The sequence below is a fragment of the Streptomyces sp. NPDC107498 genome (assembly GCF_055582805.1).
This window is the reverse complement of sequence record NZ_JBVJPE010000004.1, coordinates 395,884-419,012: the sequence shown is the minus strand read 5'-3', so window position 1 is coordinate 419,012 and position 23,129 is coordinate 395,884. Positions and strand designations below refer to the sequence as shown.

The following is a 23,129-nucleotide window of genomic DNA, read 5'->3' as shown; positions in this document are numbered from 1 at the left end:
GAGCTGCTTGCGGATGTGCCCGTAAGGGCAGTCGCGCGGGGAGTACCCCATGAACTCGATCATTTCGCGGATGCTGTGCGAGTGCGCGGCCGCCTCCGCCAGCAGCTCTCTCGTGTACGAGCGGCGCGGCCGCTCGGGCAGGCTCTCCTCGCGGAAGTGTGACGTGTCGATGCCGTAATGCCTGAGCCGTTTGTTCAGGTAGCCGCGTGGACCGGTGGCCATTGGCGTACCCAGCCGACGCATCAGGTCGACGAGACTCGTGGATTCCGCAGCGGTTCGGGCGAGCAGGTCGCGGGTGTACGTCTGTGCGGTCATTTCCGGCCCCTCCGCTTGCGACCCCTGTACGTGTCCGTCGCCGCATGGCAGTTGGGGCACAGGAAGCGGAGGTTCTCTGGTCGGTCGTCCCACCATTCGGCGTTGATGTGGTCCACTTCCAGCTGCAGAGGCCTGCCGTTCCATTCCCGGCCTGTGCCGCACTCCGCGCAGCGTTCCTCGACCCCGAGGCGCAGAAGATGGCGCCTGAGGCGCTGCCCCGGAACCCTGCCGCCTTCTGGGCCGCGCAACCGGAGCGGATTTCCGCCCGTGTTCTTCACACGTCCCCGCCGTGCTGGCGCGAAGTGGGACGTGTCGATGCCCAGGGCGGTGAGGCGGCGGCTGATGTGCGTGTGGTGTCCGCCGACCGTGTCGATGCCCAACCGGCGCAGCACTTCCTGGACGCTCGTGGACGCCGCCACCGCCTCCGCCAAGACCTCCCGCGTCCACCGCACCCCCTCCCGCTCGAAGTGCGACGTGTCCACCCCCAGCTTCCGCATGCGGTCGTGCAGATAGCGTCGCGACCCGCTCCTCGGGTCCACCCCCAACTGCTCCAGCGCCTCCGTCAGCGTCCGCGCCCCTCGCGCCGCCGACTCCAGCACGTCCTTCGTGTACGCGCTCGTCCCCATCGAGCCCCCTCCCCCGGACGGATCCCGTACAGATCAACGACCCGGATATCGGACGGTCACGCCATATCGCGTGCGTATCGCGTACGAGAAGCGGAACGGCCCGCACCGGACGTACTCCGGTGCGGGCCGATCCAACGGTCGAGAGGGGTCAGAACCTCGGTTCCGGGGTCTGGGCCAGGATCAGTTCGGCCGCCTCCTCCGGGGTCTCCACCGACGGCGGCGATCCGTCCAGGGGGCGCCGGGCCGTCTCCTTCATGCAGGCCACCGCGACCACGCCGACGAGCGCCGCGCCCATCGCGTAGTACGCCGGCATCAGATTGCTGCCGGTCGCGCCGATCAGGGCCGTGATGACGAGCGGGGTCGTACCGCCGAAGAGGGAGGTCGACAGGTTGTAGCCCACCGACAGGGAGCCGTACCGCACGTCCGTCGGGAAGAGCGCCGGGAGCGCCGCCGACATGGTGCCGAGCATGCAGACCAGCGAGAGGCCGAGCATCAGCATGCCCGCGGTGATCGCCGGTACGCCGCCCTGCCCGATCAGGAGGAAGGCGGGCAGGGAGAGCAGCAGGAAGCCGAGCATGCCGGTCATCAGGACGGGCTTGCGGCCGAAGCGGTCGTTGAGACGGCCGACCTGAGTGATGATCAGCATGAGCAGGACCATCACGAGCAGGAGGATCAGCAGGCCGTGGGTCTCGCTGTAGCCGAGCTCGTCGGAGAGGTACGTCGGCATGTAGGACAGCAGCATGTAGTCGGTGATGTTGTACGCGCCCACCAGGGCGACGCACAGGACCAGCGCGGGCCACTGCTGCCGGAAGATCTTCGCCAGGTCGCCCTTGGTGGAGGTCTCCACCGGGTCCGCCGCCTCCGAGGCGCGCGCCGACTCGTTGCCCAGCTTCTGGAAGGCGGGCGTCTCGTCGAGCCGCAGCCGCAGGTAGAGGCCGACCAGGCCCAGGGGGCCCGCCACGAGGAACGGCACGCGCCAGCCCCACGCCTCCATCGTGTCGCTGCCGAGCCACGCGCCGAGCGCGGTGACGAGGCCCGCCGCGCCGACGTAACCGGCCAGGGTGCCGAATTCGAGGAAGCTGCCGAAGTAGCCGCGGCGGCGGTCGGGGGCGTACTCGGCGATGAAGGTCGAGGCGCCGCCGTACTCGCCGCCGGTCGAGAACCCCTGGAGCATGCGGAAGAACACGAGGAGCGCCGGTGCCCAGAAGCCGATCGAGGCGTACGAGGGGATCAGGCCGATCGCGAAGGTGCCGACCGCCATGAGGATCATGGTCAGGGCGAGGACCTTCTTACGGCCCAGTCGGTCACCCATCGGGCCGAACACCATGCCGCCGAGCGGGCGGATCAGGAAGGCGACCGCGAACGTCGCGAACGAGGACAGCAGCTGGACCGTGTCGTTGCCGGCCGGGAAGAAGACGTGGCCGAGGGTGACGGCGAGGTAGGCGTAGATGCCGAAGTCGAACCACTCCATGGCATTGCCCAGGGAGGCCGCCTTCACCGCCCGCTTGACCGCCGCCTCGTCGGTGACCGTGATGTCGGTCCGCCGCAGCTTGGGCCGCCGGCTCCGGAGGGCGGCCTTGAACAGGCGCGGATGGCGTCTCAAGGCCTCGGGGTCGGCCGCGGGGTCGCGGTCTGTGGCCGGCATGACCGTACGTCCTCTCTTGGGGGAGCACACTCCAGAGGCACTCCTGCACGGTCACGCCGATCACAAACGGAACCGGTCCCAGGATGGGACGTCCGTCACACCGGTGGGGGCTTCGGTCCCCGACGGCCGGGTCAGCCCTCGATGGCCAGGTCCCGGATGATCTTGGCGACGTGGCCGGTGGCCTTGACGTTGTAGAAGGCGTGCTCCACCTTGCCGTTCTCGTCGACCACGACCGTGGAGCGGATCACGCCCGTCACCACCTTGCCGTACAGCTTCTTCTCGCCGAAGGCGCCGTACGCCTCCAGGGTCGTCTTCTCCGGGTCGCCGACCAGGGTGACCTTGAGGTTCTCCTTCTCGCGGAACTTCGCGAGCTTCTCCGGCCTGTCGGGCGACACGCCGATGACGTCGTAGCCCGCGGCCGCCAGCACGTCCAGGTTGTCCGTGAAGTCGCAGGCCTGCTTGGTGCAGCCGGGGGTGAGGGCCGCGGGGTAGAAGTAGACGATGACCTTGCGGCCCTTGTGGTCCGCGAGGGAGACCTCGTTGCCGTCCGCGTCGGGAAGGGTGAAGGCGGGGGCGGTGTCGCCGGGCTGCAGTCGCTCGCTCATGGCTCTCCTCGGGAATGTTCGCTTACGCGTCCAGAGCCTAATGGGGGTCTGAGGCGACCCGATGGCGGCAGAACTGACAGACTGGCCGTCAACGACCGGATCACGACTACGGAGGCAGCGCGGTGTCGGAGGCCAGGACCCCTGCGCAGATCGAGGCGGACATCGTCCGCCGGCGCGAGCAGCTCGCCATCACGCTCGACGAGATCGGCATTCGGATGCACCCGAAGACGATCATCGGGGACGCCAAGGCGAAGGTCGCCTCGACCGTCGATCAGACGGCCGGACGCGCCTTCGTCGCCGTCAACCGGGTCGTCTCGGACGTGAAGGCCCGCTTCACCCACGAGGACGGCGCGCCCCGCCTGGAGCGGGTCGTCCCGGTGGCCGTCGTGGCCCTCGCCGTCGTGGGCCTGATCGTCTCCTCCTCGCGGCGGCACAAGGCGTGAGCCTCCCCGGGTACGGGCGACGCACCCGGGCAGGTAGGTTCGACGGGTGAGCGAGAACACGCACGACAAGCTGCCCATCCGGATGCTCCACGACCGGGTCCTCGTCCGCACCGACTCCCCGGAGGGGGAGCGGCGTTCCGGCGGCGGCATCCTGATTCCCGCGACGGCCGCCGTGGGCCGCCGCCTCGCCTGGGCCGAGGTGGTCGCGGTCGGCCAGAACGTCCGTACCGTCGAGATCGGCGACCGGGTGCTGTACGACCCCGAGGACCGCGCCGAGGTCGAGGTGCGGGGCGTCGCGTACGTCCTGATGCGGGAGCGCGACCTGCACGCGGTGGCCGCGGACCGGTTCCAGGGGACGTCGGACTCGACCGGGCTCTATCTGTAGGAAGAAGCGCGGGAGGGCCCCGGTGACCGGAGTCACCGGGGCCCTCGCCCGTTCTTTGTTAGCCTGGAGACACCCCGACGAGACGCGCCGTACCGGGTTGACGACAAGACGACGCACCCCTGTTGATCCGTCTCGCGGAGGTGTCTCGTCATGGCTTGGGTTCTGCTGGTCGTCGCCGGTCTGCTGGAGGTCGGCTGGTCCATCGGGATGAAGTACACCGACGGTTTCACCCGCCTCTGGCCCAGTGTCCTGACCGGTGTCGGGATCGTCGCCTCCATGGTGCTGCTGTCGCAGGCGGCCAAGACGCTGCCGATCGGTACGGCGTACGGCGTGTGGGTCGGCATCGGTGCGGCCGGTGCGGCGGTGCTCGGCATGGTGGTGCTCGGTGAGCCGGCGACCGCCGCCCGCATCTTCTTCGTGTGTCTGCTGCTCGTCGCCGTGGTGGGACTCAAGGCGACGAGCGGTCACTGACCGGTGGTGCGGGAGGGGCCGGGGCCGGGGCTGCGCGGTGCCGCACCCGGTCCCGCCTCGCCCGTCTCGTACCAGTCCTCCGTCCCGTCCGGTTCCTCGGTCCTGTCCGTCCCGTCCGGGCCCTCGGTCCGGTCCGGGCCCTCGGTCCGGTCCGGCCTGTCCGGTCCCTCCGTGCTGTCCGTTCCGTCCGTCCCTTCCGGTGCCGGCGGCGCCGACGGCACCGGCTCGGCGCCCGGCATCAGCCGGAGCTCGAAGTCCCGGGGCGGCGTCCCGGACAGCGCCTCCCGGGTGAACCGGGCCCAGATCTCGGCCGGGGCCCCGCCGCCGTTCACGCGCGGCTGGCCCAGGGCGCCGTACAGCGGCTCCTGCGCGCCCGACTCGGGGTCCTGCCCCATGAGCGCGACGACCGTCGCGAGCTCCGGGGTGTAGCCGGCGAACCAGGCGGCCTTGTCGTCCTCCGCCGTGCCCGTCTTGCCGGCGGCCGGACGTCCCGCCGCCTGTGCGGCCGTGCCCGTGCCCGTGTCGACGACACCGCGCAGGACCGACGTGGTCGTGTCGGCGGCCTCGCGGCTCACCGCCTGCCGGCGGGGGACGGTCGGGAGCTCCACTTCCCGGCCGCCCCTGCTGATGCCCTCGACGAGGGAGTACGTGCCGTTCCGGCCGTGCGCGGCGAGCGTCGCGTACGCCGAGGCCATGTCGAGGACGCTGGCGGTGGCGGAGCCGAGGGCGATGGACGGGGAGGCGGTGAGGTCGGGGGTGGAGCCGGGCAGGCCGAGGGCGATCGCGGTGTGCCGCACGCGCGCGGGTCCGACGTCCACCGCCATCTGGGCGTACACGGTGTTCACCGAGAAGCCGGTGGCGGCGCCGACGTTGAGCTCGCCGTAGCTGGCGTCGTCCTCGTTGGCGGGGTCGTACGGTTCGCCGTTCCACCCCTCCACCGGGCGTCGGTTGGTGCCGTCGTAGAGGGTGTACGGGGTGATGGGCCGGCCCTGCTGGGTCTGGGCTCCGCTCTGGACGGCGGCCGTGAAGACGAAGGGCTTGAAGGTGGAGCCGACCTGGTAGTCGCGGCGGGTCGCGTTGTTGACGTACTGCTGGGTGTAGTCGACGCCGCCGTACATGGCGAGGACCTTGCCGGTCGCCGGGTCGACGGCCGCGGCCCCGACCCGTACGTACCGGTCGGCGGGGGCGCGCGCCGGGTCGAGCCGGGAGACGACCTGGTCCTCGACCGCCTGGACGAGGGACTCCTGGGTGGCGGGCTCCAGGGTGGTGGTGATGCGGAAGCCGCCGCCGGCGAGGGTCTTCTCGTCGACGATCCCGTGGCCGGTGAGGTACTCCTCGACGGCCTGGACGAGGTAGCCGCGCTGGCCGGAGAGGGCGCTCGTGGCGCGGGCGGTCTGGGGGGCGGGGAAGCGGGCGGCGGCGCGGGCCGCGGGGCTGAGCCACCCCTCGCCGACCATGCCGTCGAGGACGTACCGCCAGCGGGCGACGGCCTTGGCCCGGTTCTCGGGGTGGGTGGTGACGTCGTAGGCGCTGGGGGCCTTGAGGAGGGAGGCGAGGTAGGCGCCCTCGGCGGTGTCGAGCTGCTGGACGTCCTTGCCGTAGTAGGCGCGGGCGGCGGCCTGGACGCCGTAGGCGTTGCGCCCGAAGTAGCTGGTGTTCAGGTAGCCCTGGAGGATCTCCTCCTTGCTCTTCTCGCGGCCGAGCTTGATCGAGATGAAGAACTCCTTGGCCTTGCGGGTGAGGGTCTGTTCCTGGCCGAGGTAGTAGTTCTTCACGTACTGCTGGGTGATGGTGGAGCCGGACTGGCGGCCCTTGCCGGTGACGGTGTTCCAGGCGGCGCGGACCATGGCCTTGGGGTCGACGGCGCGCGAGGTCTGGAAGTCGCGCTCCTCGGCGGCGAGGACGGCGCGCCGGACGGGGAGCGGGACCTGGTCGAGGCGGACGCTCTCGCGGTTGACCTCGCCGTCGCGGGCGAGCGGGGTGCCGTCCCGGTAGAGGTAGACGTTGGACTGGGCGACGGCGGCGGCGTTGGCGGGCGGGATCTCCACCAGCAGGTAGCCGGCGGCGAAGCCGCCGAGGAGCAGCAGTCCGCCGAGCAGGAGGAGCCCGAGGAGGGCCCGCAGGACGCGGTGGGGGCGTCTCGGCGGCCCGGGGTCGGCGAGGGTGGGGTCCCTCGGCTCCCAGCCGCTCGGGTGGGGGTCGTCGTCGCTCGTGCCGCTCGTGCCGGTCATGCCGCTCGCATCGTTCGCACCGGAGGAAGGGGACATGGCATCACATACTGCACGGAATGCACCAAAACTCCCTCAAGCGACCCGAAGGTGACGCGAAAACCGCTCGCGGCGCGCCGGACGGAGCCACTAGGGTCGTGCGCTTCGCCCTCCTCGTCACGGAACCCCGTCCACGGAAGCCCGTTCACGGAATCCCGTCATGCGCGCCGGAAAGGACACGGATGCTGCGGCTGTACGCGATGGTGGCCGCGGGCGGGTTCCGGCGCTTCGCCGCCTACCGCATGGCCACGGCGGCGGGCGTCTTCACCAACTCCGTCTTCGGTTTCGTCCTCTCCTCCACCTACATCGCCCTCTGGGACGAACGGCCGCGACTCGGCGGCTACTCGATGGACGACGCCCTCGCCTACGTCTGGATCGGCCAGGCGCTGATCACCGTCTGCGGACTGATGGGCGGCGGCTTCGAGGACGAGCTGATCGAACGGATCAGGACCGGTGACATCGCCGTCGACCTCTACCGCCCCGCCGACCTCCAGGCCTGGTGGTTCTCGGCCAACGCCGGCCGCTCCGCCTACCAGCTGCTCGGCCGCGGCGTCGCCCCGATGGCGATCGGCGCGCTCGTCTTCGACTTCACCCTGCCCCCGGGGCCGGGCGCGTGGCTCGCGTTCCTGGCGGCGGTGGCGCTGGGCTCGGTGGTCGGCTTCGCGATCTGGTACCTGGTGGCGATGAGCGCGTTCTGGCTGCTCGACGGCCAGGGCGTGGTGCAGGTGGCCTGGCTGGCGGGCCTGTTCTTCTCGGGGATGCTGCTCCCGCTGAACGTCTTCCCGGGCACGCTGGGCGAGCTCGCGCGGCTGCTGCCGTGGGCGTCGCTGCTCCAGGTGCCGGTCGACGTGTACCTGGGCAGGTACGAGGGCTGGGAACTGGCGGGGGCGTACGCCTTCCAGGGCTGCTGGGCGCTGGTCCTGCTCGGCGCGGGCCGGATCGCGCAGACGGCGGCGACGCGGAAGGTGGTGGTGCAGGGTGGGTGAGACGGCCCGTACGGACCGGGGAGCGGGCGACTCCTGGCGCACGTACCGGGAGCCGGGGCTCCTGGGCGGCTCCTGGCGCACGTACCGGATGGTGGCGGGCATGTGGATCCGCTCCACGATGGCGTACCGCTCCTCCTTCGCCCTGACCCTCGTCACGAGCTTCTGCGTCACCTTCTTCGACTTCGTCGTCATCCTCCTGATGTTCGGTCAGGTGCGGGGCCTGGGCGGCTTCTCGTTCGCGGAGGTCGCCCTCCTGTACGGGACGGCCGGCACGTCCTTCGGGATCGCCGACCTGACCATGGGCTCGCTCCAGCGGATGGGGAGGCGGATCAGGGACGGCTCGCTCGACACCTTCCTGATGCGTCCGGCGCCGCTGCTCGCGCAGATCGCGGCGGACAAGTTCGCGCCGCGGCGGTTCGGCAGGGTCGCGCAGGGCCTGATGGTCCTGGTGTGGGGACTGCTGCTGCTCGACGTGGAGTGGACGCCGCTGAAGGCGCTGCTGCTGCCGGTGACGGTGGTGTGCGGGGCGGTGATCTTCGGCGCGGTGATGGTGACGGGGGCGGCGACGCTGTTCTGGATGCAGGAGGCGGCGGAGGTCACGAACTCCTTCACGTACGGCGGCAACACCCTCCTCCAGTACCCGCCGACGATCTTCGCGCAGGAGCTGGTGCGGGGCGTCGTGTACGTCGTACCGCTGGCGTTCGTGAGCTGGCTGCCCGCGCTGTACGTGCTGGGGCGGCTGGCCCCGGCGGGGGTGCCGGAGTGGGGGGCGTTCGCGTCGCCCCTGGTGGCGGCGGTCTGCTGCGGGGTCGCGGGCCTCGCGTGGCGCGCCGGAGTCCGTTCGTACCGATCGACGGGAAGCTGAACGCCCATGCCCTTCATCGAGCTCGACGCCCTGGAGAAGACCTTCACGGTCCGCCGGAAGGCCGGCCTGCTCCGCCGTGAGAAGAAGGAGGTCAGGGCGGTCGACGGCATCTCCTTCACGGTGGAGCGCGGGGAGGTGGTCGGCTACATCGGCCCGAACGGCGCCGGGAAGTCGACCACCGTCAAGATGCTCACCGGCATCCTCACCCCCAGCGGCGGCCGGCTCCGGGTCGCGGGCATCGACCCGGCGCGGGAGCGCACCCGGCTCGCCCGGCGGATCGGCGTGGTCTTCGGCCAGCGCACGACCCTCTGGTGGGACCTGCCGCTGAAGGACTCGTACCGGCTGACGCACCGCATGTACCGCATCCCCGACGCCCGCTACGAGGAGAACCTCGCCCGCTGCGTGGACCTCCTCGACCTGGGCGACCTCCTCGACGTGCCGGTACGACAGCTCTCCCTCGGCCAGCGGATGCGCGGCGACATCGCGGCGGCGCTGCTGCACGACCCCGAGGTGCTGTACCTGGACGAGCCGACGATCGGCCTGGACGTGGTCTCGAAGGCGAGGGTGAGGGAGTTCCTCCGCGACCTGAACGCCACCCGCGGCACCACGGTCCTGCTGACCACGCACGACCTGACGGACATAGAACAGCTCTGCTCGCGGGTGATGGTGATCGACCACGGGCGGCTGGTGTACGACGGCGAACTGGCCGGCCTGCACGCGGTGGGCGAGGGCGAACGGCTCCTGGTGGTGGACCTGGAGCGCGAGCTGCCCCCGATCACGGACGTGCCGGGAGCCCGGTTCGTCCGGGCCGAGGGACCGCGTCAGTGGCTGGCGTTCCCCTCCTCGGCCTCGGCGGCGCCCCTGGTGGCGGCGGTCGCGGCGAGACATCCGCTCCTCGACCTCTCGGTGCGGGAGCCGGACATCGAGGCGGTGATCGCGAAGATGTACGGGGGAACTCGGGACGAGCGCCGGGAGTCCCTGATGTAGGAGGTCGAGTCGATGGTGAGTTTCTCGTACACGGCAGCGGACGAGGAGAAGAGCAGGGGCGTCCGCCGCATGAAGACGCTGGCCACGTCCCTGTTGCTCACCGTGGCCGTGATCTACGGCCTGGCGACGTGGGCGCGCAACGAGGGCTGGGGGGCCTGGGCCGGCTACGTCGCGGCGGCGGCGGAGGCAGGCATGGTCGGCGCCCTGGCGGACTGGTTCGCGGTCACCGCCCTCTTCCGGCGCCCCCTGGGACTCCCCATCCCCCACACGGCGATCATCCCGACGAAGAAGGACCAGCTGGGCGCGTCGCTGGGCACGTTCGTGGGCGAGAACTTCCTCTCGGCGGACGTCGTGCGCGGCAGGCTCCACGCCCTGGGCATCGGCAGCCGCCTGGGCACCTGGCTGGCGGACCCGGCGCACGCGGACCGGGTGACGGCGGAGTCGGCGACGGCCCTGCGGGGCGCGCTCACGGTGCTCCGGGACGCGGACGTCCAGGCGGTCGTCGGGGAGGCGATCACCCGCCGCGCCGAATCGGCGGAGATCGCCCCGGGCCTGGGCAAGACCCTGGAGCGGATCGTCGCCGACGGGGCGCACCGCAGGGCGGTCGACCTGATCTGCACCCGGGCCCACGACTGGCTGGTCACGCACGGCGACTCGGTGATGGACGCGGTCCAGGGTGGCGCCCCGGGCTGGACCCCGCGCTTCGTGGACCGCCGGATCGGCGAGCGGGTCTACAAGGAGCTCCTCCGCTTCGTCACGGAGATGCGCGACATGCCGGGCCACCCGGCGCGCGGCGCGATCGACCGCTTCCTCGCCGACTTCGCGGCCGACCTCCAGGCGGACACGGACACCCGCGCCCGCGTGGAACGCCTGAAGGCCGACCTCCTGGCCCGTCCGGAGATCCAGGACATCATCGCCTCGGCCTGGTCGTCGATCCGGTCCCTGATCATCGCGGCGGCCGAGGACGACCACAGCCAGCTCCGCCTCCGCGCCCGCGCGTCCCTGATCTCCCTGGGCACCCGCCTGGCGACGGACGTCCGCCTCCAGGCGAAGGTCGAGGGCTGGGCGGAGGACGCGGCGGCGTACGTCGTCACGACGTACCGCCACGAGATCACGTCCCTGATCACCGACACGGTCGCCGGCTGGGACGCCACCCAGACCTCCCGCAAGATCGAGGCCAACATCGGCCGCGACCTCCAGTTCATCCGCATCAACGGCACGGTGGTCGGCGCGCTGGCGGGGCTCCTGATCTACACGGTGAGCCGGGCGGTGGGGGGCTGAGGCTACTTCCCTCGGGTGACGGCCCAGAGGCGGCGGCCAGTCCCTCCTGAGCGTCAGACCCGGGGGCGGTCAGTCCCTTCCGCGCGTCAGCCCCGGGGGCGGGTCAGTCCCTCCCGCGCGTCACGGCCCAGGAGGCGGCGGCCACGCCCCCGGCGACGGAGAACACGGCGGGCCAGGCACCGATCTTCTTGGCGAGCGGGTGGGACCCGGCGAAGGCGGCGACATAGGCGCTCGTCAGCCCCACGGAGGCCTTGACCCCGCCCGCCCGCTGCCACTCCCGCGCGGCCGCCCCGCCGGCCACGGCGAGCACGACACCCCCGAGGGGTCGCTTCTTGGTCCACCGGGCGACGGCGTACCCCCCCACGAGCCCGGCGGCGGCTATGGCGGGGGAGGGGATGCGGGGCATGACGGGGCCTTCCTGGTCGACGGGGGGTCGTCCTCCGAGCGTACGGGAGCCGGTCGGCCGAAGGCGCCTGCGCCGTCACGGTGGGTGAGGGCCGCTCGTGTGAGTGACCGACTCCAAGCGAGGCTTATGCAGGGGGGCCTGCCATGCTCGATTCCTTATCGAGGCAAGGGGTGGGGCGATGAAGACGATCGGGTTGATCGGTGGGATGAGCTGGGAGTCGACGGCGGAGTACTACCGGCTGCTGAACGAGTTCACGCGCGAACGCCTCGGCGGCCTCCACTCGGCGCGGTGCGTGCTCTACTCGGTGGACTTCGCGGAGATCGAGCGGTTGCAGGCCCAGGGCCGCTGGGCGGAGGCGGGCGAGATCCTGGCCGTGGCTGCTCGGGCTCTTGAGGCGGCCGGCGCGGACATGGTGCTGATCTGCACCAACACCATGCACAAGGTCGCCGACCAGGTCGAGGCGGCGGTTTCGATCCCCCTGCTGCACCTGGCCGACGCGACGGCGGAGGCCGTACGGGCCTCCGGCCTGCACCGAGTCGGCCTGCTGGGCACCGCGTTCACCATGGAGCAGGACTTCTACCGAGGCCGCCTGGAGGCCGGGGGCCTCGACGTGCGCGTCCCGGACGCTGACGGGCGCGCGATCGTTCACCGCGTGATCTACGAGGAGCTCTGCCTGGGCATCGTGCGGGAGGAGTCCCGCGCCGCCTACCAGAAGGTGATCACGGACCTGGTCGCGGGCGGCGCGGAAGGCGTCATCTTGGGCTGCACCGAAATCGAGCTCCTGATCGGCGCCGAGGACAGCCCCGTCCCGATCTTCCCCACCGCCCGCCTCCACGCCGCGGCCGCCGTACGGACTGCCCTCTCCGGCGAGACGCTGCCGCTACGGGCGTAAACGCGTATGTCTTGCGTCGCGCTATCCGACTGCGATGGCAGAGTAAGTCCAGACGTCGGCGGGGATTTCGTGGCGCAGGTTCCAGGTGATCCCCATGGGCTTGCTTCCCTCGTGCTCGACGTATTCGGCCGGTCCCAGGAGCATCCACGGCTGAGGGCCGCCGATGTCCGTCTTCTTGTAGCGGCGGACGAAGAGGAGGACGTGGGAACCGTTCTTCTTGTGGGTTTGGTAACGGATGCCCGTGGGGGACGCCTCCGAGGTCTGGTTCTGGGACTCCCAGTGGAAGCGCCTGTCATTCAGTGCGTAGTCGCGGTAGCGGGTCTGTGGGGAGAAGTCCTTCTCGTCCTTCTCCAGCGTGATCAGCAGGGCGTCCGTCTGGATGTCCTCGCACCACTTGACCCCCTCACGGAAGTGGCCCGGCATGAAGCCGCCAATAAACGATTGCCCAAGGGCGGGAAGGATTTCTTCCCGGCTGTAGGAGGTGTGGATCGTCAGGGGAAGGTCGGCGAGGGGGCCGAGAAGCGGGACCGGGACGTGATCGGTCCGGTCGAGGGCGTAGCCCAAGACCTGACGAAGTTCATCACGGAAGGCGTGTTGCGGACGTAGCGAGTCCAGTGCCTCCTGGTAGTGGGAGAAGCCACCCCCCAAGGGCCACAGCGAGAAGTAGAACATGCGGGCGTATGCGCGCTCGATCTCGGTGAGTTCATCGTAGGAAGGGGTGTCATCCGCAAGGAGCTTCGTGTAGGCGGCGACTCGCCGGGGGTCGTCGGCGTGCAGGAGCGCGGATACACGCTTCAGGAGCGTTTCTTCGCCTTCGGGGCCGACGCTGGGGAGCAAGCGCGAACGGCGAAGGAGGCCGGTCCAGGAGTTGCCGCCCCGATAGATCTCCTTGAGCTCACGTCCACTCTCGACGAGGTATTCCGCGAGCCGGGTCTCCCCGTACTGACCTACCTCGCGAGCCAGTTGCGTGACGTTGACGCTGATCTGGCTGCGGATGTTGTCGATGATCAGTTCCTTGGCCTTCGACTCAAGGATGATCTGACAGCCGGACGGCAGCTGGGGGAAGTCGTGCTCGATGTTGGCGAGGAGACGGTTCCGCGTCAGGTTGGTCAGCGCGCGGAACTGCTCTTCGAAGCGGAACTCCTTGCGGTGCTGCCCGATGAAGTCCAAGACCGTGAGAACCGCTTTGTCCTGCGTGCGTCGGAGCCCGCGGCCCAGCTGCTGCAGGAAGACCGTCGCGCTGGAGGTCGGACGCAGCAGGAGGAGGGTGTCAACGTCCGGAATGTCCAGGCCTTCATTGAAGAGGTCCACCGAGAAGATCAGTTGGATCTCGCCGGCACGCAGAGCGGCCAAAGCGGACTTTCGGTCCTCCTGGGGCGTCTCGCCGGACAGTGCGACCGCCTTGAGGCCGGCACGCCGGAAGAACTCTGCCATGAAGGTGGCATGGGCGACGGAGACGCAGAATCCCAGAGCACGCATGGCGCCCGGGTCGGCCACCTTGTCCCGTACCGCCTGAACGACGAGTCGCGCTCGGGCGTCATTGCCCGTGAACAGATCGCTGAGCGCAGCCGAGTCGTAGGCACCGCGCTTCCACGCAACCGCGCTCATGTCAGTGGTGTCGGTGATTCCGAAGTAGTGGAACGGGCTCAGGAGGTCGTTCTCCAGCGCCTCCCACAGTCGCATCTCCGCAGCGATGCGTCCGTCGAAGAACTCGTCCTGGACGTTGCGGCCGTCCATGCGTTCCGGAGTCGCGGTGAGTCCCAGGAACTCCACGGGACGGAAGTGGTCGATGATTTTTCGATACGTTGAAGAGACCCCGTGGTGGAACTCGTCAATGACGATGACGTCGAAGTGGTCAGGCGGCAGTTGCTCCAGCCGCTGCGACTTCAGTGACTGCACGCTCGCGAAGACGTGCTGCCAACGGGCGGGCTCGAGTCCGCTGTGCAGCTCTTCGCCGAAGTTGGCGTCCACGAGCACGTCCTGGTACGTGCGCAGGGACTGGCGCAGGATCTCCTGCCGGTGAGCGACGAACAGCAGGCGCAGGTCGCGGCCGTGCTGCTGTCGCAGTTGCTTGTAGTCGAGCGCGGCCATGACGGTCTTTCCCGTGCCGGTGGCCGCGACGAGGAGGTTCCGGTGCCGGTCGTGGACCTCGCGCTCGACCTGAAGGCGTTCCAGCATGTCCCGCTGGTGCGCGTACGGCCGTACTTCCAGACCTGAGAGCGTGATCGGCTGATCCGTTGCCGCGCCCTTGCCGTGGCCGGCCACCCGGAGTGCTTCGCTGAGTCGCGCGGCGTCGCGATCGGGGTCGTACGTCTCGAAGGCGGGGTCACTCCAGTAGGCGTCGAAGGTCGCCTCGAACTTGCGGACCGCGTCCGGTGTTGCCACGGATGAGAGACGAACGTTCCACTCCAGTCCGTCGAGGAGCGCCGCCTTCGACAGGTTGGAGCTGCCGACGTACGCCGTGTCGTATCCGCTGTCTCGGCGGAACAGCCATGCCTTGGCATGGAGGCGGGTCGAGCGGAGCTCGTAATTGACCTTCACCTCGGCGTTGAAGCGCTGCACGAGCCGGTCAAGGGCCTGCCGCTCGGTTGCCCCGATGTAGGTCGTCGTGATGACCCGGATCGGAACACCCCGTGCGTGAGCTGCTTCAAGCGACTGCTCTATGACCCGCAGACCATGCCACTTCACGAAGGCGCAGAGGAGGTCCACCCGGTCAGCCGTGGCCAACTCTGCCCGCAATTCGAACCCGAGGCTGGGGTCTTCCGGCGCATTGGTGAGAAGGGCGGCCTCCGCCAGCGGGGTCGCAGGTCGGATTCGATAGACGCCTTGGGCTTCCTGCTCCGCGACTGCAAGGAGCTGGCGTGGGCCATCGGCGACGAGCTCGACCCATTCGCGGGCGCCTTCGATGGTGTTCATCGATTCGAGGATGTGGTTGGCCGCATGGACGTGTTCGGAGGCGGGAAGCTGCTCCAGGATGCGGCGCACCGTATCGGACACGTGCTTCGCAAGGACGCGAGGGGAGGACTCGGGGCCGACGACATCGTCGATCGCATGCCGACCACGCTCCGCGAGCTCCTTGAGCTGTGCTTCGAGTCGCAGGGTTATCAACTGCTCGTAGAGCCCCGAAACCGGTCCGCTGGAGTCCGACAACCCGCTCATCGTTTTCCCCTCCCTGATCAACCGCACCATTGGTACCAGGCGTCACCGACACACACCCGGTGATGCGCGACTCCGATGGCTGGCGAGCTGATCACTCCGCCCCGTGGCACCCCCCATAAGTCCGTCCCGATCCGCACCAGCATTCCGCCCCCCGGAGCGGTGGCCAGGCCGTTGCGAGGCCCCGGGCCGCCAGGGTGGTGGCGTACTGGGGGAGGAGGTCGGCGTTCGAGGGGTGGGTGGATTCCGAGGCGGCGAAGGCTTCGTAGGAGGGGACCGTGGCGCGGACGATGCCCAGGTTCGGGGTGCCCGCCTGGGACAGTTCGCGGAGGGAGGCCTCGATGTCCGTCAGGTGGGCGCGGTACGTGGGGTACTCGGCCTCCAGCTCCGGGTAGGCCGCCAGGAGCTCGTCCAGTTCCGGTTCCGGCCAGTGGAGGACCGCGACCGGGAAGGGGCGGGAGAGGGCCGTGCGGTACGTGCCCAGTTCCGAGCGGAGGCGGGCGATCTCCGCCTGGAGCTCCGCCGGGTCCGAGGAGCCGAGCGACCACAGGCGCTTCGGGTCGTGGAGTTCGTCCAGCGGGACCGCCGCCGTGTGCAGGCGGTCCGCCAGGTCGTCCCAGGCGTCGTGCTCCAGCGCCAGCATCCGGCGGATCCGGTGCCGGGTGGTGATCAGGGAGCGGATGGCGTGGGGGAGGTCCTCCGACGGGGACGCGATCAGGAGGGTCGCCGCTTCCGTGAGCGTCGACTCCGCCGCCTCCAGCTCGTCGTGCGCCTCCAGCGTCTCCGCCGTGATCTCCCACGCCGCCGCGTCCGACGGCCTCGTCCGCCGGATGCCGTCGATGATCGCCCGGGCCTCGGCCTCGTGGCCGTACTCCCACAGGTTCGCCGCCTTCAGCGCCCTGATCAGGTGGGGGTTCGCCGGCTCCCCGGCGAGGAGCTCGTCGTAGAGGGCCGTCGCGCCCGGGCGGTCTCCCGCCAGCTCGCGATGGGCCGCGGCCCGGAGGTGCAGGGGTTCCCGGTCTCCGGGGTACTGCGCTGCCGTGCGCAGCAGACGCTCGGCTTCGGTGGTGTGGGCGGCAGGCGTGTCTGGGCGCATGCCCTCCACCGTACTGCTGTACGGGCCTGGAGAGTTGGCGCCCCAGCGCTTATCGTGCCCCGCGTGCGCGTCACGCAGCGGGAGCGGGTGCCGGTCGTCGTCCAGGGGCGAGGACGGTCCCGTACGGGCGCACGCGCGCTGTGGCTGGCCGCCGAGACCGCCGTCACCTGCGGGGTTCTCATCCTGCTCCTCGTCGTCCATCAGCTCTGGTGGACCAATCGGGAGGCCCGCGCCGAGGCCCTCGACCAGGTGCGCGTCCTGGAGCGGGAGTGGGATGTCTCTCCCCCGGCCCCTCCCGGGGGCGATGCTCCCGGTGCGTCGGCCGACAGCACCGACAGCGCCGGCAGTGCCGTGGAGGGGGGCGGTGGGGCCCCTGCGTCCGGGGCTTCGAGGGCCGCGCCCCCGGCTTCCGCGACCCCGTCCCGGTCCTCCGCCGCCTTCGCCGTCCTCCGTGTCCCCCGGCTCGGGCTCACCGTCCCCGTCGCCGAAGGCGTCTCCAAGCGGTCCGTCCTCGACAAGGGGTACGTCGGGCACTATCCCGGCACCGCCGGCCCCGGGCACCTCGGGAACTTCGCCCTCGCCGGGCACCGGAACACCCACGGCGAGCCCTTTCGGCACCTCGACCGGCTCGGGGCCGGGGACCGGATCCTCGTGCGCACGCGGGCGCGCACCTTCGTCTATCGCGTGGACCTCGTGCTGCCCGCCACCTCTCCGCGTGATGTCGGGGTCATCCGGGACGTCCCCCGGTCCCTCGTGAGGCCTTCGTACGGGTACGGCGCCCCCGGCGCCTATCTCACCCTCACCACCTGCACCCCCGAGTTCAGCAGCTCCTACCGGCTCGTCGTCTGGGCGAAGCTGGTGCCGGCCGGGTGATCACGCTCGCCCCCGGCCCAGGACGAGCGTGAGGACCGCGCCCGCCAGCGCCAGGGCCGCCGAGACGAGGAGCGCCGTGTCCGGGCCCGTCGTCACCAGCGCCAGCGTCAGGGCCACCCCGGCCGAGGAGCCGATGTAGCGGGCGGTGTTGTTGGCGCCCGAGCCCATCGCCGCCCGCTCCGGAGGCACGGAGTCGACCGCGAGCCGGGGCAGGGCGGCGTTCAGGAGGCCGCTGCCCGCGCCCGCCAGGAGGAGACCGGGGACGAGTCGCGGCCAGGGGCCCTCCAGGCCGCCGAGGAGGCCGAGGATTCCCGCCGTCGACAGCGCGAAGCCCAGGGCCAGTTGGTGTGCGGCGGAGAGCCGGCCCGTCAGCCGGCGCGCCTGCAGCGCCGCCACGAACGCCGTGCCCGACCAGAGGAGGAAGAGCCACGCCGCGCCCAGCGGCGACATGCCGGCCCCGCCCTGCAGCAGCGCCGGCACCACGCTGAACAGGCCGATCACCGCCAGGCCCGTGAACAGCGCCCCCAGCGTCGACGCCAGGAACGCGGGCCGTCGCAGCAGCGTCAGGTCCACCATGGGCGCCCGGCTCCGGTGCTCGACCGCCACGAACAGCGCCGTCAGGGCGGCGGCCGCGAGGAGCAGCAGGCCCACCGGGACCCGCAGCCAGCCGTCCCGGCCGAGCGTGAGGGCGGTGAGCAGCGCCGACATCGCGAGGCCGAGGGTGGCCGCTCCCGCGACGTCGGGGCGTGCCGCCTCCGTCTCCCGCGCCCCGTCGTCCGCCGGTGTCCGTGTCCCCGCCGCCGCGATCACCAGGGCCGCCGCCCCCAGCGTTCCGTACGCCAGCCGCCAGTCGACCAGGCTCAGCGCGCCCGCGAGGAGCGGGCCCAGCGCGATGCCGGCGCTCACCGAGGCGCCCCAGATCCCGGTGGCCCTGATCCGGTCCCGGCCCGCCGGGTACGCGTGGGCGAGGAGGCCCAGGCTGCCCGCCAGGACGGCCGCGCTCGCCGCGCCCTGGGCGATCCGGGCCAGGGTGAAGGCGAGCGTCGAGCCGGTGAGGGCGCCGAGCGCGGTGGTGAGGCCGAGGGCGAGGGTGCCGAGGAGGAAGACCCGGCGCCGCCCGTGCGCGTCGGCGAGGCTGCCGGCCACCAGGAGGAGGACGGCGAGGCCGAGCGGGGTGCCGTTGAGCAGCCAGGCCTGCGCCGAGGCCGTCGTCCCGAAGGCGGCGGCCATGTCGGGGAGGGTCAGCATCGGCGCCGTGTAGTTCATCAGTGCGACCGAGGTGGCGGCGGCCGTGACGGCGAGGGTGGCGCCGGGGCGGCCGGCACGGGGGGCGGTCCCGGCCGGGGCCGTGGCGGTGAGCGGGGGCATGGCGGAGACCTCCACCTGTAGGTTCGGTGACTGAACCTTAAGGTAGCACCAAGGTTCGTTCACCGAACCCTTTGTGCGTACGATGGGTCCCATGGCTCTCGGCAAGGACTACGCCCGGCAGCAGTGCTCCATCGCCCGCGCCCTGGAGGTCATCGGCGAACGCTGGACCCTGCTCGTCGTCCGCGACGCCTTCTACGGCGTCCGGCGCTACAACGACTTCCTCGTCCACCTCGGCGTCCCCCGCGCCGTCCTCGCCGCCCGCCTCCAGGCCCTCGTCGAGGCCGGCGTCCTCGACCGGCGGCGCTACCGGGAATCGCCCCCGCGCGACGAGTACGTGCTCACCGAACGCGGCCTCGCCCTCTGGCCCGTCCTGCGCTCGCTCGCCACCTGGGGCCGGGCCGAGGTCCCCGGAGCCGCACCGCTGCGCCACTTCCACCACGCCGACTGCGGCACCGAACTCGGCCCGTACGGCGAATGCCCCTCCTGCGGCCTCCCCGTGCCGCTCGCCGACGTCGAGATGCGGCCCGGCGCCGGGCTCGACCCCGACCCCGCCGATCCCGTCAGCCGCGCCCTCCTGCGGCCCCGCCGCCTCCTCGTCCCCCTGGAGCACGTGAGCCCCTGAGTTCCCGATTTTCCGAGTTCCCGGGAGAACGGTGCACCCCGAGGGAACTTCCCGGCCCCGTCGTGCGTCCTCACCGTCGGACGACCGAGACGAGGAGGTGACGGGATGACGATCAGGGCCCTGGTCCTGCGCATCGTGGCGCCCCTGTTCTTCCTGCTCGCCCTCGCCGACCTGCTCCTCTCCGACGGCGCGGGCCTCTCCACCGCCGTCGCCCTCGCCGCGACCGGTGTCGTCCTCGCCCTCCTCGGCGCCCGTACGGCCCCCGCCGTACCGCCCACCGCCGTGCGCACCGCCATCCGCGACCGCGAGCGGCGCACCGCCTTCCTGCCCCAGCGGGACCCCGACGCCGCCGGCCGTCGCAGACCCCGCGCTCCCGGCCGTCCCCTCCCGACGGCCGCGTAGGGAGCCCGTACAGCAAGCACCTTCCGCGGATCCGTCATGCCGAATTCTCCTGCTCCCGGCACGACGAGACCCCACGGAGGGCTCCCTTGAACGTCTTCGCTTCCCTGGTCGAGCGGCTCGCCGACCTGCTCCAGCCGCTCTTCGCCACCACCGCCACGGCCGCCGCGATCGTCCTCTTCACCCTGCTCGTACGGCTCGCCGTCCACCCGCTCTCCCGGGCCGCCGCCCGCGGGCAGAAGGCCCGCACCCGGCTTGCCCCGCAGCTCGCCGCCCTCCGGAAGAAGCACGCCAAGAATCCCGAGCGCCTGCAGAAGGCGATCTTGGAGCTGCACGCCCGGGAGAAGGTCTCGCCGCTCGCCGGCTGCCTGCCCAGCCTGCTCCAGGCGCCCGCCTTCTTCCTGATGTACCACCTCTTCTCCAGCGGACGGATGGCCGACCACGACCTCTTCGCCGCCCCGCTCGGCGACCACTACGCCGACGCCCTCGCCCACGGCGGACCCCTCGGCCCGGCCGGCCTGGTCTACCTCGCGCTCTTCGCGATCGTCGCCGCCGTCGCCACGTACAACTACCTCCGGGCCAAGCGGCAGCCCGTGCCGGTCACGGTCGAGCCCGGGCAGCCGGGCGCCGGGATGGCCGCGGGCCTGGCCCGGTACATGCCGCTGCTCTCCTTCGCGACCCTGATCTCGGTCGCCGTCGTGCCGCTGGCCGCCGCCCTCTACATCGTCACCAGCACCACCTGGGCCGCCGTCGAGCGGGCCTTCCTCTACCGTGACGCGCCGCAGGCGGCCCTGGTTACTCCCGCGTAAGGGTCCAGTGTGTGAACGGGGTCTTGCCGAGTGACCCGATGTCTTGGAGGATCGACCAATCCTCCGATGGCCGCACTCCATCGGCCGGGGCACCTCAGGGTCCTTCCCGGGCCCCCCTCGACCACAGGGAGAAGACCATGAAGCTGCTGCGTGTCGGCCCGCCGGGGGCCGAGCGTCCCGCCCTGCTCGACCAGGACGGAACCCTCCGCGACCTGTCCGCCCTCGTCGACGACATCGACGGCGGTCTGCTCGCCGACGCCTCCGCCCTCGATCGCATCCGGGGCGCCGCCGGCGCCGGCGTGCTGCCCGCGCTCGACGCCACAGGGCTGCGCGTCGGCCCGCCGGTCGGCCGCATCGGCAAGGTCGTGTGCATCGGGCTGAACTACCACGGGCACGCCGCCGAGACCGGCCAGGCCACTCCCGCCGAGCCCGTCGTCTTCCTCAAGGCCGCCGACACCGTCGTCGGTCCGGACGACACCGTGCTCGTACCGCGCGGCTCGGTGAAGACCGACTGGGAGGTGGAGCTCGCGATCGTGATCGGTCGCACCGCCCGCTACCTGGAGACCGACGAGCAGGCCCTCGCGCACGTCGCCGGGTACGCCGTCGCGCACGACGTCTCCGAGCGCGAGTTCCAGATCGAGCGCGGCGGCACCTGGGACAAGGGCAAGAACTGCGAGACCTTCAACCCGCTCGGCCCCTGGCTCGTCACCGCCGACGAGGTGCCGGACCCGCAGGACCTCGGCCTGAAACTGTGGGTCAACGGCGAGCTCAAGCAGGACGGCCACACCTCGGACCAGATCTTCCCGGTCGCGGAGGTCGTCCGGTACGTCAGCCGGTTCATGACCCTGTACCCCGGCGACGTCATCAACACCGGCACGCCCGCGGGCGTCGCCATGGGCCAGCCGGAGCCCAAGCCGTACCTGCGCCCCGGCGACGTGGTCGAGCTGGAGGTCGAGGGCCTCGGCCGGCAGCGGCAGGAGCTCAAGGGCGCCTGATCCCGTGGAGCCGGGGCGCCGGCCGCCCCGGCCATGGCCGGGGTCAGGCCCCGCCCCCGGCTCCGGCCGCGGTCAGGCCCCGCCCGCGGCGTACGAGCCGAGCAGTCGTTCCAGCGCCTCGACGACCAGGGCGTGGTCCTCGGCCTGCGGCAGGCCCGAGACCGTGACCGAGCCGATCACCCCCGCGCCCTCGACCGCGATCGGGAACGAACCCCCGTGGGCGGCGTACCGGTCGGGGTCGAGGCGCGAGGACGCCTCGAACGTCGTCCCCTTGGCCCGGAAACGGGCCCCGACCAGGAACGAGCTCTCCCCGTACCGCTCGACGACCCGCCGCTTGCGGTCGATCCAGGCGTCGTTGTCCGCGCTGGACCCCGGCAGTGCGCAGTGGAACAGCTGCTGAGCCCCGCGCCGGACGTCGATCGCGACGGGCGCCCTCCGCTCCCGGCCCAGGCCGACGAGGAGGGTGCCGAGCGTCCACGCGTCCTCGTACGTGAACCGGGGCAGCGTCAGACGGGACTCCTGGGCCTCCAGTTCGGCGATCCCGGTCACGGCTTCACCACGATCCCCTCGCGGGCCGACCGCCGTGCCGCCTCCAGGACGTCGAGGGCGGCGGCCGCCTCGTGCGCGGTGACCGGGTTCTCGCCGGTGCCGCGCACGGCGGCGGCGACGGCCGCGTAGTACGCGGGGTAGTCGCCGGGCAGCGTCTCCACCGGGGTGCCGCCGCCGGCCGGCGGCGACTCGCCGGCGCCGAGCCGGCCCCACAGCTCCTCGGGCTCGGCGCCCCAGACGGCGCCCGGCTCCGGCCGCAGCCCCTCGCGGAGGGCGGCCTCCTGGGGGTCGAGCCCGTACTTCACGAAGCCCGCGCGCTGCCCGAGCACCCGGAAGCGGGGGCCGAGCTGGGCGGTGGTGGCGCTCGCGTACAGGTGGGAGCGGACCCCGTTCGCGTGGGTGAGCGCGAGGAAGGTGTCGTCGTCGGCCTCGGCGCCCGGACGGCGCACGTCCGACTCGGCGTACACCGAGACGACCGGGCCGAAGAGGACGAGGGCCTGGTCGACGACGTGGCTGCCCAGGTCGTACAGGAGCCCGCCGATCTCCTCCGGCGCGCCCGACTCGCGCCAGCCGCCCTTGGGGCGCGGACGCCACCGCTCGAAGCGGGACTCGAAGCGCTGGACCTCGCCGAGCGCGTCCTCGTCGAGGAGTCGGCGCAGGGTGCGGAAGTCGCCGTCCCAGCGGCGGTTCTGGAAGACCGAGAGCAGCAGGCCGCGCTCCTCGGCGAGGGCGGCGAGCGCGCGGGCCTCGGCGGCGGTCCCGGCGAGCGGCTTGTCGACGACCACCGGGAGGCCGGCCTCCAGGGCGGCCGTGGCGACGGCGACGTGCGTCTTGTTGGGGGAGGCGACGACGACCAGGTCCAGCTCGTCCGCCCCCCGCTCCCACAGCTCCTCGGGGCGGGCGGCGACCCGGACGCCGGGGTGGGCGGCGCGGGCCTCGGCGGCCCGCTCGGGGTTGCCGGTGGTGACGGCGGCGAGGACGAGGTCCTCGGAGGCGGCGATCAGCGGGGCGTGGAAGACGGAGCCCGCGAGGCCGTAGCCGACGAGTCCGACGCGGAGCGGGGTGCGGGGGTCGGTGCCAGTCATGCC

General features: G+C 71.6%; 23 protein-coding genes, 1 pseudogene and 1 riboswitch. Of the genes and pseudogenes, 14 read left to right on the top strand and 10 right to left on the bottom strand.

The features are described 5' to 3' along the window. The first annotated feature begins 49 nt into the window (after positions 1-49). On the top strand, positions 50-178 hold the full coding sequence (locus ACZ66Z_RS10160) for a hypothetical protein (RefSeq protein ID WP_469933513.1): 129 nt from the start codon (positions 50-52) through the stop codon (positions 176-178). 133 nt (positions 179-311) lie between these two features. On the opposite strand, the gene ACZ66Z_RS10155 is transcribed toward ACZ66Z_RS10160, so the two are convergent. The 3 genes from ACZ66Z_RS10155 to bcp all read right to left on the bottom strand — a co-directional run bounded on the left by ACZ66Z_RS10155 (position 312) and on the right by bcp (position 3,191). Beyond that, positions 312-941: an HNH endonuclease gene (locus ACZ66Z_RS10155; protein ID WP_469933512.1), complete on the bottom strand. Its 630-nt coding sequence runs from the start codon at positions 939-941 to the stop codon at positions 312-314. 148 nt (positions 942-1,089) lie between these two features. Continuing rightward, positions 1,090-2,586: a glycine betaine/L-proline transporter ProP gene (gene proP, locus ACZ66Z_RS10150; protein ID WP_469933511.1), complete on the bottom strand. Its 1,497-nt coding sequence runs from the start codon at positions 2,584-2,586 to the stop codon at positions 1,090-1,092. A 131-nt stretch (positions 2,587-2,717) separates the two neighbouring features. Beyond that, positions 2,718-3,191 carry a thioredoxin-dependent thiol peroxidase gene (bcp, locus tag ACZ66Z_RS10145; protein ID WP_469933510.1) on the bottom strand — a complete coding sequence of 158 codons (474 nt, stop codon included), beginning with the start codon at positions 3,189-3,191 and terminating at the stop codon, positions 2,718-2,720. A 122-nt stretch (positions 3,192-3,313) separates the two neighbouring features. Here bcp and ACZ66Z_RS10140 point away from each other — a divergent pair, with 122 nt between their 5' ends. The 3 genes from ACZ66Z_RS10140 to ACZ66Z_RS10130 all read left to right on the top strand — a co-directional run bounded on the left by ACZ66Z_RS10140 (position 3,314) and on the right by ACZ66Z_RS10130 (position 4,490). Then, the gene (locus tag ACZ66Z_RS10140) at positions 3,314-3,634 is read left to right on the top strand and encodes a DUF3618 domain-containing protein (protein WP_469933509.1); all 321 of its coding nucleotides are present in this window, start codon (positions 3,314-3,316) and stop codon (positions 3,632-3,634) included. A gap of 46 nt (positions 3,635-3,680) precedes the next feature. Further along, positions 3,681-4,019, top strand: coding sequence for a GroES family chaperonin (locus ACZ66Z_RS10135; protein WP_030554720.1), 339 nt, complete (start codon positions 3,681-3,683; stop codon positions 4,017-4,019). A gap of 56 nt (positions 4,020-4,075) precedes the next feature. After that, a riboswitch (guanidine-III (ykkC-III) riboswitch) is annotated at positions 4,076-4,137 on the top strand. A 32-nt stretch (positions 4,138-4,169) separates the two neighbouring features. Continuing rightward, positions 4,170-4,490, top strand: a complete 321-nt coding sequence (locus ACZ66Z_RS10130) for a DMT family transporter (RefSeq protein WP_469933508.1) — start codon at positions 4,170-4,172, stop codon at positions 4,488-4,490. On the opposite strand, the gene ACZ66Z_RS10125 is transcribed toward ACZ66Z_RS10130, so the two are convergent. After that, on the bottom strand, positions 4,484-6,721 hold the full coding sequence (locus ACZ66Z_RS10125) for a transglycosylase domain-containing protein (RefSeq protein ID WP_469933507.1): 2,238 nt from the start codon (positions 6,719-6,721) through the stop codon (positions 4,484-4,486). The genes ACZ66Z_RS10130 and ACZ66Z_RS10125 overlap by 7 nt on opposite strands. 221 nt (positions 6,722-6,942) lie before the next feature. On the opposite strand from ACZ66Z_RS10125, the gene ACZ66Z_RS10120 reads away from it, so the two are divergent. From ACZ66Z_RS10120 to ACZ66Z_RS10105, 4 genes and pseudogenes are all read left to right on the top strand, one after another. Beyond that, positions 6,943-7,743, top strand: coding sequence for an ABC transporter permease (locus ACZ66Z_RS10120; RefSeq protein ID WP_469933568.1), 801 nt, complete (start codon positions 6,943-6,945; stop codon positions 7,741-7,743). 88 nt (positions 7,744-7,831) lie between these two features. Continuing rightward, on the top strand, positions 7,832-8,608 hold the full coding sequence (locus ACZ66Z_RS10115; protein WP_469933567.1) for an ABC transporter permease: 777 nt from the start codon (positions 7,832-7,834) through the stop codon (positions 8,606-8,608). 6 nt (positions 8,609-8,614) lie between these two features. After that, complete coding sequence (locus tag ACZ66Z_RS10110; protein ID WP_469933506.1) at positions 8,615-9,595, top strand: ABC transporter ATP-binding protein; 981 nt, start codon at positions 8,615-8,617, stop codon at positions 9,593-9,595. A 12-nt stretch (positions 9,596-9,607) separates the two neighbouring features. Beyond that, a pseudogene (locus ACZ66Z_RS10105) lies at positions 9,608-10,876 on the top strand (DUF445 domain-containing protein); the annotation flags it as partial. A 103-nt stretch (positions 10,877-10,979) separates the two neighbouring features. On the opposite strand, the gene ACZ66Z_RS10100 reads toward ACZ66Z_RS10105, so the two are convergent. Continuing rightward, a complete protein-coding gene (locus ACZ66Z_RS10100) occupies positions 10,980-11,282 on the bottom strand; it encodes a hypothetical protein (RefSeq protein ID WP_469933505.1) in 303 nt (100 codons plus the stop codon). A gap of 178 nt (positions 11,283-11,460) precedes the next feature. On the opposite strand from ACZ66Z_RS10100, the gene ACZ66Z_RS10095 reads away from it, so the two are divergent. After that, positions 11,461-12,174 carry an aspartate/glutamate racemase family protein gene (locus ACZ66Z_RS10095; RefSeq protein WP_469933504.1) on the top strand — a complete coding sequence of 238 codons (714 nt, stop codon included), beginning with the start codon at positions 11,461-11,463 and terminating at the stop codon, positions 12,172-12,174. A 21-nt stretch (positions 12,175-12,195) separates the two neighbouring features. Here ACZ66Z_RS10095 and ACZ66Z_RS10090 read toward each other — a convergent pair whose 3' ends face one another. Further along, on the bottom strand, positions 12,196-15,333 hold the full coding sequence (locus ACZ66Z_RS10090) for a DEAD/DEAH box helicase (RefSeq protein ID WP_469933503.1): 3,138 nt from the start codon (positions 15,331-15,333) through the stop codon (positions 12,196-12,198). Between the two features lie 91 nt (positions 15,334-15,424). Next, positions 15,425-16,426, bottom strand: coding sequence for an SEC-C domain-containing protein (locus ACZ66Z_RS10085; protein ID WP_469933502.1), 1,002 nt, complete (start codon positions 16,424-16,426; stop codon positions 15,425-15,427). Between the two features lie 63 nt (positions 16,427-16,489). Here ACZ66Z_RS10085 and ACZ66Z_RS10080 point away from each other — a divergent pair, with 63 nt between their 5' ends. Further along, positions 16,490-17,299 carry a class E sortase gene (locus ACZ66Z_RS10080; RefSeq protein WP_469933501.1) on the top strand — a complete coding sequence of 270 codons (810 nt, stop codon included), beginning with the start codon at positions 16,490-16,492 and terminating at the stop codon, positions 17,297-17,299. Here the strand turns inward: ACZ66Z_RS10080 and ACZ66Z_RS10075 are convergent, their stop codons facing one another. Then, positions 17,300-18,667, bottom strand: coding sequence for an MFS transporter (locus ACZ66Z_RS10075; protein WP_469933500.1), 1,368 nt, complete (start codon positions 18,665-18,667; stop codon positions 17,300-17,302). Between the two features lie 91 nt (positions 18,668-18,758). Here ACZ66Z_RS10075 and ACZ66Z_RS10070 point away from each other — a divergent pair, with 91 nt between their 5' ends. The 4 genes from ACZ66Z_RS10070 to ACZ66Z_RS10055 all read left to right on the top strand — a co-directional run bounded on the left by ACZ66Z_RS10070 (position 18,759) and on the right by ACZ66Z_RS10055 (position 21,492). Then, on the top strand, positions 18,759-19,289 hold the full coding sequence (locus ACZ66Z_RS10070) for a winged helix-turn-helix transcriptional regulator (protein ID WP_469933499.1): 531 nt from the start codon (positions 18,759-18,761) through the stop codon (positions 19,287-19,289). A 105-nt stretch (positions 19,290-19,394) separates the two neighbouring features. Beyond that, positions 19,395-19,691 carry a DUF6412 domain-containing protein gene (locus ACZ66Z_RS10065; protein WP_469933498.1) on the top strand — a complete coding sequence of 99 codons (297 nt, stop codon included), beginning with the start codon at positions 19,395-19,397 and terminating at the stop codon, positions 19,689-19,691. 86 nt (positions 19,692-19,777) lie between these two features. Continuing rightward, positions 19,778-20,497: a YidC/Oxa1 family membrane protein insertase gene (locus ACZ66Z_RS10060; protein WP_469933497.1), complete on the top strand. Its 720-nt coding sequence runs from the start codon at positions 19,778-19,780 to the stop codon at positions 20,495-20,497. A 137-nt stretch (positions 20,498-20,634) separates the two neighbouring features. Continuing rightward, positions 20,635-21,492, top strand: coding sequence for a fumarylacetoacetate hydrolase family protein (locus ACZ66Z_RS10055; RefSeq protein WP_469933496.1), 858 nt, complete (start codon positions 20,635-20,637; stop codon positions 21,490-21,492). A gap of 72 nt (positions 21,493-21,564) precedes the next feature. On the opposite strand, the gene ACZ66Z_RS10050 is transcribed toward ACZ66Z_RS10055, so the two are convergent. Then, positions 21,565-22,041, bottom strand: coding sequence for a heme-degrading domain-containing protein (locus tag ACZ66Z_RS10050; RefSeq protein ID WP_469933495.1), 477 nt, complete (start codon positions 22,039-22,041; stop codon positions 21,565-21,567). After that, positions 22,038-23,126 carry a Gfo/Idh/MocA family oxidoreductase gene (locus ACZ66Z_RS10045; protein ID WP_469933494.1) on the bottom strand — a complete coding sequence of 363 codons (1,089 nt, stop codon included), beginning with the start codon at positions 23,124-23,126 and terminating at the stop codon, positions 22,038-22,040. Before ACZ66Z_RS10045 ends, ACZ66Z_RS10050 begins: the two co-directional genes overlap by 4 nt. Positions 23,127-23,129: the final 3 nt, after the last annotated feature.

Excerpts from the sequence above, each read along its gene's own strand:
- ACZ66Z_RS10090 (WP_469933503.1), bottom strand. The coding sequence starts at position 15,333 with ATGAGCGGGTTGTCGGACTCCAGCGGACCGGTTTCGGGGCTCTACGAG.
- ACZ66Z_RS10115 (WP_469933567.1), top strand. The coding sequence starts at position 7,832 with ATGGTGGCGGGCATGTGGATCCGCTCCACGATGGCGTACCGCTCCTCC.
- ACZ66Z_RS10155 (WP_469933512.1), bottom strand. The coding sequence starts at position 941 with ATGGGGACGAGCGCGTACACGAAGGACGTGCTGGAGTCGGCGGCGCGA.
- ACZ66Z_RS10070 (WP_469933499.1), top strand. The coding sequence starts at position 18,759 with ATGGCTCTCGGCAAGGACTACGCCCGGCAGCAGTGCTCCATCGCCCGC.
- ACZ66Z_RS10125 (WP_469933507.1), bottom strand. The coding sequence starts at position 6,721 with ATGACCGGCACGAGCGGCACGAGCGACGACGACCCCCACCCGAGCGGC.
- ACZ66Z_RS10065 (WP_469933498.1), top strand. The coding sequence starts at position 19,395 with ATGACGATCAGGGCCCTGGTCCTGCGCATCGTGGCGCCCCTGTTCTTC.
- ACZ66Z_RS10160 (WP_469933513.1), top strand. The coding sequence starts at position 50 with ATGAACTCGATCATTTCGCGGATGCTGTGCGAGTGCGCGGCCGCCTCC.
- ACZ66Z_RS10055 (WP_469933496.1), top strand. The coding sequence starts at position 20,635 with ATGAAGCTGCTGCGTGTCGGCCCGCCGGGGGCCGAGCGTCCCGCCCTG.
- ACZ66Z_RS10100 (WP_469933505.1), bottom strand. The coding sequence starts at position 11,282 with ATGCCCCGCATCCCCTCCCCCGCCATAGCCGCCGCCGGGCTCGTGGGG.
- ACZ66Z_RS10075 (WP_469933500.1), bottom strand. The coding sequence starts at position 18,667 with ATGCCCCCGCTCACCGCCACGGCCCCGGCCGGGACCGCCCCCCGTGCC.
- ACZ66Z_RS10045 (WP_469933494.1), bottom strand. The coding sequence starts at position 23,126 with ATGACTGGCACCGACCCCCGCACCCCGCTCCGCGTCGGACTCGTCGGC.
- ACZ66Z_RS10130 (WP_469933508.1), top strand. The coding sequence starts at position 4,170 with ATGGCTTGGGTTCTGCTGGTCGTCGCCGGTCTGCTGGAGGTCGGCTGG.
- ACZ66Z_RS10110 (WP_469933506.1), top strand. The coding sequence starts at position 8,615 with ATGCCCTTCATCGAGCTCGACGCCCTGGAGAAGACCTTCACGGTCCGC.
- bcp (WP_469933510.1), bottom strand. The coding sequence starts at position 3,191 with ATGAGCGAGCGACTGCAGCCCGGCGACACCGCCCCCGCCTTCACCCTT.
- ACZ66Z_RS10085 (WP_469933502.1), bottom strand. The coding sequence starts at position 16,426 with ATGCGCCCAGACACGCCTGCCGCCCACACCACCGAAGCCGAGCGTCTG.
- proP (WP_469933511.1), bottom strand. The coding sequence starts at position 2,586 with ATGCCGGCCACAGACCGCGACCCCGCGGCCGACCCCGAGGCCTTGAGA.
- ACZ66Z_RS10095 (WP_469933504.1), top strand. The coding sequence starts at position 11,461 with ATGAAGACGATCGGGTTGATCGGTGGGATGAGCTGGGAGTCGACGGCG.